Origin of the sequence: Okeanomitos corallinicola TIOX110 (assembly GCF_038050375.1) — a bacterium.
GTDB lineage: Bacteria > Cyanobacteriota > Cyanobacteriia > Cyanobacteriales > Nostocaceae > Okeanomitos > Okeanomitos corallinicola.
This window is the reverse complement of sequence record NZ_CP150886.1, coordinates 3,135,196-3,147,980: the sequence shown is the minus strand read 5'-3', so window position 1 is coordinate 3,147,980 and position 12,785 is coordinate 3,135,196. Positions and strand designations below refer to the sequence as shown.

The following is a 12,785-nucleotide window of genomic DNA, read 5'->3' as shown; positions in this document are numbered from 1 at the left end:
TACTATGTTACTAGTTGCTGCTGAACAAGTCGAATATTGTCAAATTACCTATTCCAGAGATAATAAACTGCACACCATAGATGGAATGTCTTATGGAGGGAAATTATTTACTAAAATAGAGTTTTTTCCTAAACATGAAAAGCAAGCTGCAATTGAAAAAGCCAAATTTATGTCTGTAGAAAATAAAGGTCATTTTTTAGTAATTTTAGTTGAAGAAAGTACCAACTATGACATCTGGCAAGAAAATGATCAAGTTAAAATCAAATCTCACGATACCAAAGATATTGATATTGCTGATATTAACCTAGAAGAATTAGTCACAAAAATGCGGAATGTAGGGGGAATTAGAATTGAAGACCGTCGGCATAATTTGAGAGTTTATCACCGTTGCTTTGTAGGCAAAGAAGCCGTAGCTTGGTTGATAGAATCACTGAAAATTTCCCAGGAAAATGCGATTCTTTTAGGACAGAGATTAGTTGATGAAAAATGGATTCATCATGTTACTAATGATCATAATTTTAAAGACGAACAATTGTTTTATCGTTTTTATTGGGATGAAAAACAAGATGATAAATTATTAAATCCTAATAAAATTAAAAAATTCTTTTCATTATCTTAACAAAGCCTATTCATAAAAAAGGGCAGATATAATATCTACCCTAATTCAAAATTGTATTTGTAATTAACAATTATTGACCAATTACAGGCGCACTCAAAGAAACAGTTTCCACTGCTTTCTCAGCCGTCAAAGTTGGCACAGAATTACGCAATCTTGCCGTCAATTGTACAGTTGTAGCGTCGTACATTTGTGTTAGCAACTTGGGATAAAAACCAATGCCAATAATAGGAATCAACAAACAAGCAATGATAAACACTTCACGGGGTTCAGCATCAATCAAAGCTTGGTGAGAAACTAACTCTTCGTTTTCTTGACCGTAGAAAATTTCTCGCAACATTGAAAGTAGATAAATTGGCGTTAAAATCACACCCACCGCCATTAAGAAAATGACGATAACTTTGAATGTAGGGTTATAAGCATCGCTAGTTGCAAAGCCCACAAATACCATTAATTCTGCGACAAAACCACTCATTCCTGGCAATGCTAAAGAAGCCATGGAACAAGTTGTAAACATCGCAAAAATCTTCTTCATTCGCTTACCCACACCACCCATTTCATCTAACATCAGGGTATGTGTGCGGTCATAGGTTGCACCAACCAAGAAGAACAAACTGGCCCCAATTAAACCGTGAGAAACCATTTGTAAAACTGCCCCACTCAGACCCAAATCGGTAAAAGAGGCAATCCCAATCAGAACAAAGCCCATGTGAGAAATTGAAGAGTAGGCAATTTTCCGTTTTAAGTTCCTTTGGGCAAAGGATGTTAAAGCCGCGTAGATGATATTTACTACCCCCAAAACCACCAAAACCGGGGCAACATAAGCATGGGCATCGGGAAGCATTTGGGCATTCATGCGAATTAAAGCATAACCACCCATTTTCAGCAAAATACCTGCTAGTAACATATGCACAGGTGCTGTAGCTTCACCGTGGGCATCTGGTAGCCAAGTATGCAAAGGAATAATGGGCAACTTGACAGCGTAGGCAATCAGAAAACCAGCGTAGAGTAAAAGTTGTAAATTTAGTCCGAAATCTTTTAATGCCAGGGACTGCATATCAAAGGTAACTGTATCGCCATAAAATCCCATCGTCAAAGAAGACAGCAAAATAAACAGCGAACCGCCAGCAGTGTATAAGATAAACTTAGTCGCTGCATATTGGCGTTTTTTACCGCCCCAAATTGACAGCAGGAAGTAAATTGGCACAAGTTCCAATTCCCACACCAGGAAGAATAACAGCATATCCTGGACAGCGAAGACAGCGATTTGACCGCCATACATTGCCAAAATCAAGAAGAAAAATAATTTCGGCTTGAAGGTGACAGGCCAAGCTGCTAAAACCGCCAAGGTGGTAATAAATCCAGTTAGCAAAATCAGGGGCATAGATAAGCCATCAGCGCCCACAGACCAGTTTAAACCCAATTGGGGAACCCAGGGGTAACTCTCCACCAGTTGCAAATCGGGATTGGAGAAATCGTAACCAGTACAAAAGGCGTAAACAATCAGCGCGAAATCTATCAACCCCACAGCGAGGGAATACCAGCGCACTGTTTTGCCTTCTTTATCTGGGATGATGGGAAGCAGTAGCGACGCAGCTATGGGAAATAAAATAATCGTCGTCAACCACGGAAAATTAGCTATATTCATCACAATCAGTCAGCAATTAAAATCATGTTTGGCAAAAAGTCACAGTTAATAACTAACAGCTTTTTGGCAATTTTCTCTTTATTGTTAGGTTGATTTAATTAAATTGACAATACTGCACCCTTGCAGATACACCAGTAGACCACTTCTAGGAGTCAGTATCTGGTAGGTAAAATGTCCACTAAGCTCATATTGAGCAATTATCCCACATTCAGCAGATGTGACTCAGATTTTGGATATTTTTAAAAAATTCCAGCCAGGAAAATTAGGTGGCTACAATTTTTCTGGCTGATGTTAATTTTTTATCTCAAAAAATAGAGAGTATTTGGTAAGTTAATTTCATGAGTTTTCAAAATAGATTTTATCCGTTTTTTTCGGGCTTTTCTACTTAAATATCTTAATTATTATGATTTTTATTAAATAACTGTTTAGCCTGATCATAAACTTCTATATTTATTAAATAAACACCATTCTCCTGAGCATAATTTTCAATCTTTTTCCTGGCAAAAGGACGCACAAAAAAAGGAATTTCTTTAATTTTCGCTTCTGCTTCCACAGTCCACTTAATTTGTTCACTCATAGCTTTTTTCGGGGTTAATTTTGATATTGGGAATTTCCAAATCCCCGACTTTTTCAAGAAGTCGAGGATCTATTTATTTAGTTATTAAACCTGAACGACTTTTTCTGTAGCCAGAAACTCTTCTAACTCAATCAAAGCCTCATCTTCAATTTTAGTCTGCATAGGACAGAACTTAGGACCACACATAGAACAAAACTCAGCCTTTTTATAAACATCATCAGGCAAAGTTTCATCATGATATTCCTTAGCTCTTTCAGGATCTAAAGATAATTCAAATTGACGATTCCAATCAAAATTATACCGAGCTTTGGAAAGTTCATCATCCCTATCTCTAGCACCAGGTCGCTTTCTGGCAATATCCGCCGCATGAGCAGCGATTTTATAAGCAATTAAGCCATTCCGCACGTCTTCAGCGTTAGGTAAACCTAAATGTTCTTTAGGTGTCACATAACATAACATTGCTGTTCCATACCAACCTGCCATTGCTGCACCAATAGCAGAGGTAATATGGTCATAACCAGGAGCAATATCTGTAACTAAAGGACCAAGCACATAAAATGGAGCTTCTGAACATTCCTCCATTTGCTTGCGGACATTAAACTCAATTTGATCCATAGGTACGTGGCCGGGACCTTCCACCATTACCTGTACATCATGTTCCCAGGCTCTGCGGGTGAGTTGACCTAAAGTTTTCAATTCTGCTAACTGTGCTGCATCTGTCGCATCATGGGTACATCCAGGACGCAGGGAGTCCCCTAAACTGAAGGTGACATCATATTTCTTGAAAATCTCAATGATGTCGTTGAAATGGGTGTAGAGGGGGTTTTGTTTGCGGTGTAGTAACATCCATTTAGCCAAAATACCGCCACCACGGGAAACAATACCTGTGAGACGGGTTTTAACTAAGGGTAAATGTTCAATTAACAAACCTGCGTGAATGGTTTGATAGTCTACCCCTTGTTGAGCGTGTTTTTCGATGATGTGGAGAAAGTCGTCAGCGGTGAAGTTTTCCATTCTGCCGTGAACGCTTTCTAATGCTTGGTAAACTGGTACAGTACCGATGGGAACGGGTGAAGCTTTGATAATTGCGGTACGAATTTCATCTAAATTACCGCCACCTGTGGACAAGTCCATGACGGTATCAGCACCGTATTTGATAGATAATCTGAGTTTGTCTAGTTCTTCTTCTACGTCGGAAGAATTGGGTGATGCACCAAGGTTAGCGTTGACTTTACATCTAGAAGCGATACCTATGGCCATTGCCTCTAGGTTAGTGTGATTAATATTCGCAGGGATAACCATTCTTCCCCGCGCTACTTCGTCGCGGATGAGTTCAGGAGAGAGGTTTTCCACTTTGGCAACGTGGTACATTTCCTCGGTAATTACACCTTGACGGGCGTAGTGCATTTGGGTGACGTTACCCTGTCCACGGCGCTTGGCTACCCATTCAGTTCGCATACAATAATCCTCTATATACAGCTTCCCTACGCTGGTATTATCCAGTCTCAGGTGTTAAGGGTTTGATCTCAGCTTGGTTTTCACAAGCACCCCTAGCATCTTTCAGATTCTAGCATTTTGTTTATGAGTGGGGGGAGGTTTTTTTATTTAGTAATTGTGTGATATTTGCTTGATCAATTTTTGGGTTTTGTGGTGGTTGATACTATTTTGGAATGAAGATTTTTTTCACGCAAAGACGCAAAGACGCAAAGAAAGAGCGCGAAGAAGATATCGTTATTATGCTATTTCTGGTAAATGAGATAAGTTGGATGGTGGACAATAATTTTTAATTAAAGATGTGGCGTTTTCTCTATTTTCTCCTGTGAAGAGGTTAAATATTATTTGTTCATTTTGGTTGTAAAGATGTAATAATCCAAGGTCTTTGATTCGTGAATAAAGTAATGGAACTCCTGCTAATGTGAGTAAATGTAATTTTTTGGTGTCCCGTTCTCTTGCTTCAGGATTATCATGATATGTAGATTGAAATTCTACCACTAAGCAAGGTTGATAATTATTGTTTGTGATCAGAGCGTCTACACTGGAGGTTAACCAAAAGTTGTGGAGTTTACTATCAATTATAGCAACTGGTTCACAAAATTGAGACAAGCTAACCTGGGTATGAAGTTTATAATTTTCATCTATGCAGGTTTGGAGAAATTCTAACATTCTTTCTTCGTAAAGGTTAACCAATCTTTTGGGTTTGATATACATTAGTTTTGCTCCATTAATATTTTTGCAAAGTAACTAATAAATTCTTCTAACAATTCTTTACTGGTTATTGAAGCTTGCCAAGTATAGGTAAATAGGTGATTAGAGTAAAACGGAATACACGAATTGTTTTTATTTAGATCATCTATATACTTATGATCTCTTACTTGGAACCATGAACCTTTAAATATAACTGTAGGTTCAGCTATATGTAAAATCCGCAGAACATTATAAATATCATCTTGACAACCACGAAACCAGTAGAAATAAGATGATTCTTCGTTATATTTTGTCATCGTCATCTTTCCTTCGATAACTGAAACTGATGTCAAATGTGGACGCAAGTAATCTTTATCTATAGATATATCTAAACCATCTTTTCTCTGTGCCAAAACTAACTGATAACGTTTAGCACCCTTACCAGGATTTTTCAACCGATATCCTATATATTGAGATGTTCGCTTCTCCTCAAACTTCTCATAAAAACCCATTTTACCTAACATACTGATAGCTAAAGATAACAAATCTTCCCCACCTTCAATTACTTGAATATTAGTTGAAACCAAGCGAGGAATACCGTTTTCAACCTCAAAGCGTTGGATGACATCGTATATAATTTTTGACATTAAATTTTTCCAAAAACCTTATTTAAGATTCCTGGAAACATCATAAACCCTATTTTCTAAAATTACAATAGTCTTAGCTAAGATTTTTGGATTTTGTGAAAAAGGTTGATTTTCCCCGTACAGACATCTACGCAAAAAAATATAGAGACGCTATGTGTGATGTCTCTACAGAAATTCTTTATGATCAATACTTAAAAATCTTAGACTTTTATTCTTTGCGCCTTTGCGTCTTTGCGTGAGGTATATTTAAACCTCATCCGGGTTAACCCCCAACTCCCGCAACCTTTCCGCTAAACGTGCGGCTTTTTGCTGTTCTTGTTCTAACTGAGATGTTAACTGCTGGGTTTTCTCACCACTATGCAACAACAAATTCCCCTGTAAATCCCACCAACGTAACCAGGGAGCTTGCATATTATTATACTGTCCTTCCCAAATACCCAACTCTACACCTAACGGTAAAATTGGATAATGACCTCTTTCATTAGCTGGTAATAATTCATAACGTCCATTCACTAAATAATACACTTCTACACTGGCTTTCTGGACTTCATAAATACCATAAAACGGTACTCTAATTGCTTGTTCATATACCCAGAACTTACCGTTAAATGGTGTTTTATCCCTTTCTTCTGTACCATCACCAGACACAAATTCTAAAACTATTAAAGGTGCTATATATTCCTGCCACAATACGTAAGACCTGCGGAATTTACCTTTTAACATTGGTGGTACATTGGCTACATAAAACCAATCTGGTGCTTCTGCACCTTTTTCTGGTGGTTCAGTTAAACGCCAGTAAATACCACAGTCTTGACCAATTGCATATTGTCCATCAGGATGTATTTTCTGCAATACGTTGTTAATGGAGTCTGTTAGTAAGATGCTTTGGGGATGTTCTTGAAAATTTTGACCTACGGTACGCTTCGCTAACACAAATGTTCCATCCGACTCTGGTAACTCGGTGTGGTCGGGAAGATGGGTAATATCTATGTCAGCAGGTTTAGCAAGAGTCATATAACTAGGATTTGGTTTAAAGACTCAATCACATTTATTCTATTATGTCATGCTGGGCGATCGCCTTAAATAAACCTCTCCTCACACCACCTTTCTCTATCCCAGTACCGACATTTCCCCTCAGTGCGATCGCAAATGGCATAATTACGGGAAACTGAATGTAGGTTGTTAACAAAGGAGAAGTCTATGGCCTGGACAAAAGTTTTAGAAGCAAATGCTCTATCCTCTGGTGGTAGAGAGGTGGTAAAGGTAGGAAACAAGAAAATTTTGGTGTTAAACCACGAAAATCAGCTTTATGCTCTGGAAAATAACTGTCCTCACATGAAAATCCCCCTCAAAGCCGGGAAAATCGAAGATGGGGCAATTGTTTGCGCTTTACACCGTAGTGCTTTTGACCTCAACACAGGGGAAGTAAAAGCCTGGTGTCCTTTCCCTCCAGTGGTTGGTAATTTGTTAGGTAAGGTTTCCAAGGAGAAAGCTTTACCAGTCTTTCCCGTGCGTGTGGAAGATGGCAGTATTTTAATTGACTTGCCAGAGTAATCATCACATTTTAATCATCTGGGTCAGGATTAAAAGAATAAAATCAACCAGAAAATCTTGAAAATCCTGATTCAGAAATCTGTAAGGTTTGCGAGAATGGTAGAAATCTCTTTTCTTCTTTCCGCGTCTCTGCGTGAGAAAATATTTCAAAACTCTTATATCAATCCCTTGGGATTTTAACTAAATTTACCAAAAACTCAAAACCATGTCAAGAGCGATCGCCCAAACAACCAAAAATCGTTCAATTAATAGGAATCTATATCAATAATAATGAGAATAGAGGGGGGTTTATTGCAAAAAAACTTTTTTTCAGGAATTTAAAATAGAACGCAGATGAACGCGGATAAACGCAGATAAAAAATTATTGATGTTCTTTCTCTGCGTCCTCTGCGCCTCTGCGGTTAGATAAAAAAAAGGTGGGTTTAAAATTCCCACCCTTGGTAAATTAGCGTTTAGCTAATTTCTTCGACATTTTGCGCAGACGAATAGATTCAGGTGTAACTTCCACCAACTCATCAGGTCCAATGTACTCTAATGCACGTTCTAAGCTCATATCTACAGGTGCTTGCAACTGTACGAGTTCATCACCACCTGCTGCACGGTGGTTGGTTAGCTGCTTGGTTTTACAAACGTTCAATTCTAAGTCTTGAGGACGGTTGTGTTCACCGACAATCATGCCTTTATAAACCTTTGTGCCTGGTGTTATAAAGAATGAACCTCTATCTTCTGCGTTTTTCATGGCGTAGAAAGTAGAAACACCTTCTTCAAAGGAAATTAAAACGCCTTTGTTCCGGGCTTCAATGTTGCCGGAAAGTGAACGGTATTCCAAGAAGCTGTGGTTCATGATCCCTTCACCACGGGTCATCCGCATAAATTCACCACGGAAACCAATTAAACCACGGGCGGGAATCACAAATTCTAATTGGGTGCGATCGCCAGCACCAGGCTGCATATCTTGCATTTCCCCTTTCCGTTGTCCCAGGCGTTCAATACAGCTACCTACTGCATCAGCAGGAACGTCTAAAGCCAACAATTCAAAAGGTTCACAAGGTTGACCATTAATTTCGCGGTAAATTACTTGAGGCTGAGAAACTTGGAACTCATAACCTTCCCGACGCATGGTTTCAATTAAGATACCCAGGTGTAATTCACCCCGACCAGAAACTTGGAATTTATCGGGTGAATCTGTTTCTTCTACCCGTAAAGCTACGTTGGTTTCTAATTCTCGGAACAAGCGATCGCGCACTTGACGAGATGTGACTAACTTACCTTCCTGACCGGCAAAAGGTGAATCATTCACCCAGAAGGTCATCTGTAAAGTCGGTTCATCCACTTTAATCAGTGGTAACGCTTGGGGTTCATTAGGATCTGTAATAGTTTCACCAATGTAAGCATCAGCAAAACCCGCTACAGCCACAATATAACCAGCGGTTGCTTCTTCTAATTCCACCCGCTTCAAGCCTTCAAATCCCATTAACTTGGAAATTTTAGACTTGACAATACTACCATTTTCTGTTATTAGAGCCGCTTGTTGTCCAGCGCGGATAGTACCGTTATGGATTCTCCCAATGACAATCCGTCCCAGATATTCAGAATAATCCAGGGTGGTAACTTGCAGTTGCAGAGGTTTGCTGGCATCTCCTATCGGTGCGGGAACATGACGGAGAATCGCCTCAAACAATGGCTGCATATCTACCGCTTCTGCTTCCAAAGTTTCCTTAGCGTAACCTGCCATCCCGGAAGCGAACAGATAAGGGAAATCACACTGGTCATCATCAGCGCCTAATTCCAAGAACAGATCCAAAACCTTATCAACGGCTACATGAGGATCAGCCTTAGCGCGGTCAATTTTGTTAATAACAACAATAGGACGCAAGCCCTTTTCCAAAGCTTTTTTGAGTACAAAGCGAGTTTGGGGCATTGGTCCTTCGTTAGCATCCACAATGAGGATGCAACCATCAACCATGCCTAATACCCGTTCTACCTCTCCACCGAAGTCAGCGTGTCCAGGGGTATCAACAATATTGATCAGGGTATCTTTATATTTAACCGCAGTATTTTTGGAAAGAATTGTAATTCCCCGCTCTCTCTCCAAGTCGTTGGAGTCCATCACACAATCCGGAACGTCTTCGCCTTCGCGGAAAATGCCGGACTGTTTGAGGAGAGCGTCAACCAATGTGGTTTTACCGTGGTCAACGTGGGCGATAATGGCGACGTTACGAATTGGGAGCGTCATAGAGAGTTTAGGTGTAATTTAGGGTTTTTAGATTAATAACTTAATGTTTGGCTTTTGTAACAGAGTTGGGGATGTTTTGCCATTTCTGTAACGAACCTTTAATAATTCTAACCCAATTGTCACAAAAATTGTTATTTTGAGAAGAAATGGCAAGAGTGTTTCTTGAGGTTCATAGCCTAATGACGAAATTTATTAGGACAGATGTACTAAAACATGAATTTAAACTATAATAAATGGAGTATGTAATGTGTTTGATTTGCGAGTGTGATGATGATTAATTGTTTAACTGTATCTCACTACTTCATTATCAAGGCTTACCAAGACGGCATAGAAGCAGAAATGACAAACATGAAAGTGCAAAAACTTTTATACTATGCCCAAAGTTTGCATTTAGCCATGTATGATCAACCATTATTTCCCGAAGAAATACAAGCATGGCGTTATGGTCCGGTTTGTCCACCTGCCTATAGATTTTATAGCGACTTTGAAGCTAAACAATTACCTATTCCTGGTCAAGAATCATTATCAGAAATATCTGAAGATGATAAACAACTGCTAGAAGAAGTTTGGGAATATTTTGGTGGTTATCATGCTTATCGTTTAAGTGATATGACTCACTTAGAATTTCCTTGGAAAAAAGCACGTCAAGGTTTACCACCTCAAGCTGCTTCCACCACAGTCATTTTATTAGAAGATTTAAAAGCATTAGGACATGAGAAATTAGATCAGATAGAAAGAGATCATCCATTTTACAAAGATGTGATGAGACAAGTTTTAAAAGATGCTTGTAATTCAGAAACATCAAATCGTGTGAAAAAAGGAGAAGTCCGTGACTGGCTTAACTCCCTTCTCGATTGAAAAAACAGATAATTTTCAGCGTTCTTTCAAAAAACTTGCCAAAGCTTATAAGTCTGATTTTGTAGAATGTATTGCACAAATTTTAGAAGATTTAATTGATGATCAATATCCTATAAATTCCCGCAATGAACCCTTACCGGGAAAAATTAAATTACCTGAAGGATGGTCATTTCATAAACTAGAATTTAAAGTATCAAAAGGTGCCTCTGGACAAATCAGATTAATGTATTTAGTAAATACAAATGATTATATAATTAAACTGGTGTGGATTTATAGCCATGAACAGTTTTCTAAACGTCCTGCTGATGTAGATTTAAAGAGTGTGCTTAAAGAAATTCTCGATAGTTAATAATCAGACTTTCTTTGGATAAACTTCAATCCCGTACACCTAAAACTTACCTCAACTGATTAATTACTTAACGGTGTAGATAATTGATTGAAAATATTAAAATTGTGACAAATAACTCTCTCCTCTTCTTCTCTTCTCCTCTTCCTTCGTGTTCTTCGTGTTCTATCCCTGCGGGACGCGAACGTGGTTCAATCCTTCCAAACCTCAACACCAAACCGAAAATACCCATTTAAAAAATGCTATCAGAACGCTTCACCCAAGCACTAACCTACACGCACCAACTCCATGCAACCCAAATTAGAAAAGGTTCAGGAGTACCCTATATTAGCCATTTATTAGGAGTAGCCAGCATTGCTTTAGAATATGGAGCAAACGAAGAAGAAGCGATCGCCGCCTTACTACATGATGCCATAGAAGACCAAGGAGGAGCAGCCACCAGAGAAGAAATTCGTCATCGCTTTGGGGATAACGTCACCGCAATAGTTGAAGGTTGTACAGACGCAGACACCACCCCCAAACCCCCTTGGAAAGAACGCAAAGAAAAATACATAGCTCATCTTTCCACAGCTTCCCCTTCCGTGTTGCTAGTTTCCGCAGCCGATAAACTCTATAATGCCAGATCAATTCTCAAAGATTATCGCCTGAACGGTGATGCAGTGTGGGAAAGATTTACAGGAAGAAAAGAAGGTACACTTTGGTATTATCGAGCCTTAGCCGATGCTTTTAATCAAAACAAAATTACACCATTAATAGAAGAATTAGCACGAGTAGTAACAGAAATGGAAATTTTAGCAACCCATAAAAAATGAAGGATGAACACAAAAAACCCCATCCTTCATACTTAACTATTCATCCTTTAGGATGATTTTATTTTTGGCCTATCGGAATAGACTACTTAATGAGCTATCTTCATGAATACGCCAAATAGCCTCTCCCAAAAGATTAGCTACTGAACGTACTACTAACTGAGGAAAGTAATTATCTTCAGGAATGGGAATGGTGTTAGTCACAATGACTTCTTCAAACACACCACTAGATAAACGTTCAATTGCCGGTGGTGAAAATACTGCATGGGTAGCACAAGCATATACTTGACTTGCGCCTTCTTCCCTCAGTAATCTAGCACCTTCAGCAATCGTTCCCCCGGTATCAATCATGTCATCAACTAAAATAGCAGTTTTGCCTTTAACATCACCGATGACATTTAAGACTTCTGCTACATTGTGAGCTTGACGGCGTTTATCAATAATTGCTAGGGGTGCATCATTGAGTTTTTTGGCAAAAGCTCTAGCTCTAGCCACACCACCCACATCCGGGGAAACCACTACAATGTCATGTAGTCCTTTACTCTGCAAATAATCTAGTATCACGGGAGAACCGTAAACATGATCAAAAGGTATATCAAAATACCCTTGTATTTGTGCTGCGTGCAAGTCCATTGCTAAAATCCGACTAGCACCAGCTTGAGTAATCAGGTTAGCAACCAGTTTAGCTGTAATTGATTCTCTGCCGGCAGTTTTGCGATCAGCGCGAGCATAACCATAGTAAGGAATCACTGCTGTAATCTGTCGTGCAGAAGCTCGACGACAGGCATCAATCATAATCAGTAATTCCATCAAGTGGTCATTAACTGGCTGACAGGTTGGTTGAATTAAATAAACATCACAACCCCGGATAGATTCTTGGATTTGAACATATAATTCCCCATCCGCAAATCTTTTCCGAATCATTGGACCTAAGTCCATTCCCAGATAACGAGCGACTTCTTGCGATAATCCTAAATTAGCAGAACCGGAAAACAACCGCAGACGATGATTTTCATTCAATCCTGTTGGGGTTGTTGGCAGTTTTAAAGTTGGAGAACTTAGCACAGCAGATCCTCGATGTGCATTCATGGTAATAATATCATCAGAGATTTAGCAGATTTAGCGGACATAAATAAGTTCGGCAAAACATTTGTAAGTTTTGTTGAAACTTCTATACAAATTTGCAATATTTCTCCATATATTTACATTCATTAATTGTCTGGTTCTTCTGGGAAATAGCCCATGATGATTTTACTGATGTCTATTTTTGTAAATAGTCTCAGGGTTTTGCTTTTGGGCATCGGGTGAAT

14 protein-coding genes and 1 riboswitch are annotated in these 12,785 nt (G+C 39.0%); of the genes, 5 read left to right on the top strand and 9 right to left on the bottom strand.

The annotated features are described in order from the left end of the window. The first annotated feature begins 4 nt into the window (after positions 1 to 4). Positions 5 to 619, top strand: coding sequence for a hypothetical protein (locus WJM97_RS13670; RefSeq protein ID WP_353929353.1), 615 nt, complete (start codon positions 5 to 7; stop codon positions 617 to 619). 70 nt (positions 620 to 689) lie between these two features. On the opposite strand, the gene ndhD1 is transcribed toward WJM97_RS13670, so the two are convergent. The 7 genes from ndhD1 to WJM97_RS13635 form a co-directional block, all read right to left on the bottom strand. Continuing rightward, positions 690 to 2,258 carry a photosynthetic/respiratory NAD(P)H-quinone oxidoreductase subunit D1 gene (gene ndhD1, locus WJM97_RS13665; protein ID WP_353933167.1) on the bottom strand — a complete coding sequence of 523 codons (1,569 nt, stop codon included), beginning with the start codon at positions 2,256 to 2,258 and terminating at the stop codon, positions 690 to 692. Between the two features lie 400 nt (positions 2,259 to 2,658). Next, positions 2,659 to 2,841: a PCP reductase family protein gene (locus WJM97_RS13660; protein ID WP_353929352.1), complete on the bottom strand. Its 183-nt coding sequence runs from the start codon at positions 2,839 to 2,841 to the stop codon at positions 2,659 to 2,661. A gap of 84 nt (positions 2,842 to 2,925) precedes the next feature. Further along, the gene (gene thiC / locus WJM97_RS13655; RefSeq protein WP_353929351.1) at positions 2,926 to 4,299 is read right to left on the bottom strand and encodes a phosphomethylpyrimidine synthase; all 1,374 of its coding nucleotides are present in this window, start codon (positions 4,297 to 4,299) and stop codon (positions 2,926 to 2,928) included. Between the two features lie 6 nt (positions 4,300 to 4,305). Further along, positions 4,306 to 4,403, bottom strand: a riboswitch (TPP riboswitch). Positions 4,404 to 4,575: 172 nt separating this feature from the next. Further along, positions 4,576 to 5,049 carry a DUF2726 domain-containing protein gene (locus WJM97_RS13650; RefSeq protein WP_353929350.1) on the bottom strand — a complete coding sequence of 158 codons (474 nt, stop codon included), beginning with the start codon at positions 5,047 to 5,049 and terminating at the stop codon, positions 4,576 to 4,578. Beyond that, the gene (locus tag WJM97_RS13645; RefSeq protein ID WP_353929349.1) at positions 5,049 to 5,672 is read right to left on the bottom strand and encodes a hypothetical protein; all 624 of its coding nucleotides are present in this window, start codon (positions 5,670 to 5,672) and stop codon (positions 5,049 to 5,051) included. Before WJM97_RS13645 ends, WJM97_RS13650 begins: the two co-directional genes overlap by 1 nt. Before the next feature lie 246 nt (positions 5,673 to 5,918). Beyond that, complete coding sequence (locus tag WJM97_RS13640; RefSeq protein WP_353929348.1) at positions 5,919 to 6,686, bottom strand: Uma2 family endonuclease; 768 nt, start codon at positions 6,684 to 6,686, stop codon at positions 5,919 to 5,921. Positions 6,687 to 6,720: 34 nt separating this feature from the next. After that, positions 6,721 to 6,861 carry a hypothetical protein gene (locus WJM97_RS13635; protein ID WP_353929347.1) on the bottom strand — a complete coding sequence of 47 codons (141 nt, stop codon included), beginning with the start codon at positions 6,859 to 6,861 and terminating at the stop codon, positions 6,721 to 6,723. Between the two features lie 11 nt (positions 6,862 to 6,872). Between WJM97_RS13635 and WJM97_RS13630 the strand changes: the two genes are divergently transcribed. Continuing rightward, positions 6,873 to 7,226, top strand: a complete 354-nt coding sequence (locus tag WJM97_RS13630) for a Rieske (2Fe-2S) protein (protein ID WP_353929346.1) — start codon at positions 6,873 to 6,875, stop codon at positions 7,224 to 7,226. A gap of 445 nt (positions 7,227 to 7,671) precedes the next feature. Here the strand turns inward: WJM97_RS13630 and typA are convergent, their stop codons facing one another. Then, positions 7,672 to 9,462, bottom strand: coding sequence for a translational GTPase TypA (gene typA / locus WJM97_RS13625; RefSeq protein WP_353929345.1), 1,791 nt, complete (start codon positions 9,460 to 9,462; stop codon positions 7,672 to 7,674). Between the two features lie 267 nt (positions 9,463 to 9,729). Here typA and WJM97_RS13620 point away from each other — a divergent pair, with 267 nt between their 5' ends. The 3 genes from WJM97_RS13620 (at position 9,730) to WJM97_RS13610 (ending at position 11,478) form a co-directional block, all read left to right on the top strand. Further along, positions 9,730 to 10,320 (top strand): type II toxin-antitoxin system antitoxin SocA domain-containing protein, encoded by a 591-nt coding sequence (locus tag WJM97_RS13620; protein WP_353929344.1) that lies wholly within the window; start codon positions 9,730 to 9,732, stop codon positions 10,318 to 10,320. Further along, positions 10,292 to 10,669: a hypothetical protein gene (locus WJM97_RS13615; protein ID WP_353929343.1), complete on the top strand. Its 378-nt coding sequence runs from the start codon at positions 10,292 to 10,294 to the stop codon at positions 10,667 to 10,669. The genes WJM97_RS13620 and WJM97_RS13615 overlap by 29 nt, the downstream gene beginning before the upstream one ends. A 236-nt stretch (positions 10,670 to 10,905) precedes the next feature. Then, positions 10,906 to 11,478, top strand: coding sequence for an HD domain-containing protein (locus WJM97_RS13610; protein ID WP_353929342.1), 573 nt, complete (start codon positions 10,906 to 10,908; stop codon positions 11,476 to 11,478). A 69-nt stretch (positions 11,479 to 11,547) separates the two neighbouring features. Here WJM97_RS13610 and WJM97_RS13605 read toward each other — a convergent pair whose 3' ends face one another. Continuing rightward, positions 11,548 to 12,564 carry a ribose-phosphate pyrophosphokinase gene (locus tag WJM97_RS13605; protein WP_353929341.1) on the bottom strand — a complete coding sequence of 339 codons (1,017 nt, stop codon included), beginning with the start codon at positions 12,562 to 12,564 and terminating at the stop codon, positions 11,548 to 11,550. Positions 12,565 to 12,785 lie beyond the last annotated feature (221 nt).

Coding starts and splice junctions, on each gene's coding strand:
- WJM97_RS13645 (WP_353929349.1), bottom strand. CDS start 5,672: ATGTCAAAAATTATATACGATGTCATCCAACGCTTTGAGGTTGAAAAC.
- WJM97_RS13620 (WP_353929344.1), top strand. CDS start 9,730: ATGATGATTAATTGTTTAACTGTATCTCACTACTTCATTATCAAGGCT.
- thiC (WP_353929351.1), bottom strand. CDS start 4,299: ATGCGAACTGAATGGGTAGCCAAGCGCCGTGGACAGGGTAACGTCACC.
- WJM97_RS13660 (WP_353929352.1), bottom strand. CDS start 2,841: ATGAGTGAACAAATTAAGTGGACTGTGGAAGCAGAAGCGAAAATTAAA.
- WJM97_RS13640 (WP_353929348.1), bottom strand. CDS start 6,686: ATGACTCTTGCTAAACCTGCTGACATAGATATTACCCATCTTCCCGAC.
- WJM97_RS13605 (WP_353929341.1), bottom strand. CDS start 12,564: ATGAATGCACATCGAGGATCTGCTGTGCTAAGTTCTCCAACTTTAAAA.
- typA (WP_353929345.1), bottom strand. CDS start 9,462: ATGACGCTCCCAATTCGTAACGTCGCCATTATCGCCCACGTTGACCAC.
- WJM97_RS13670 (WP_353929353.1), top strand. CDS start 5: ATGTTACTAGTTGCTGCTGAACAAGTCGAATATTGTCAAATTACCTAT.
- WJM97_RS13650 (WP_353929350.1), bottom strand. CDS start 5,049: ATGTATATCAAACCCAAAAGATTGGTTAACCTTTACGAAGAAAGAATG.
- WJM97_RS13630 (WP_353929346.1), top strand. CDS start 6,873: ATGGCCTGGACAAAAGTTTTAGAAGCAAATGCTCTATCCTCTGGTGGT.
- WJM97_RS13610 (WP_353929342.1), top strand. CDS start 10,906: ATGCTATCAGAACGCTTCACCCAAGCACTAACCTACACGCACCAACTC.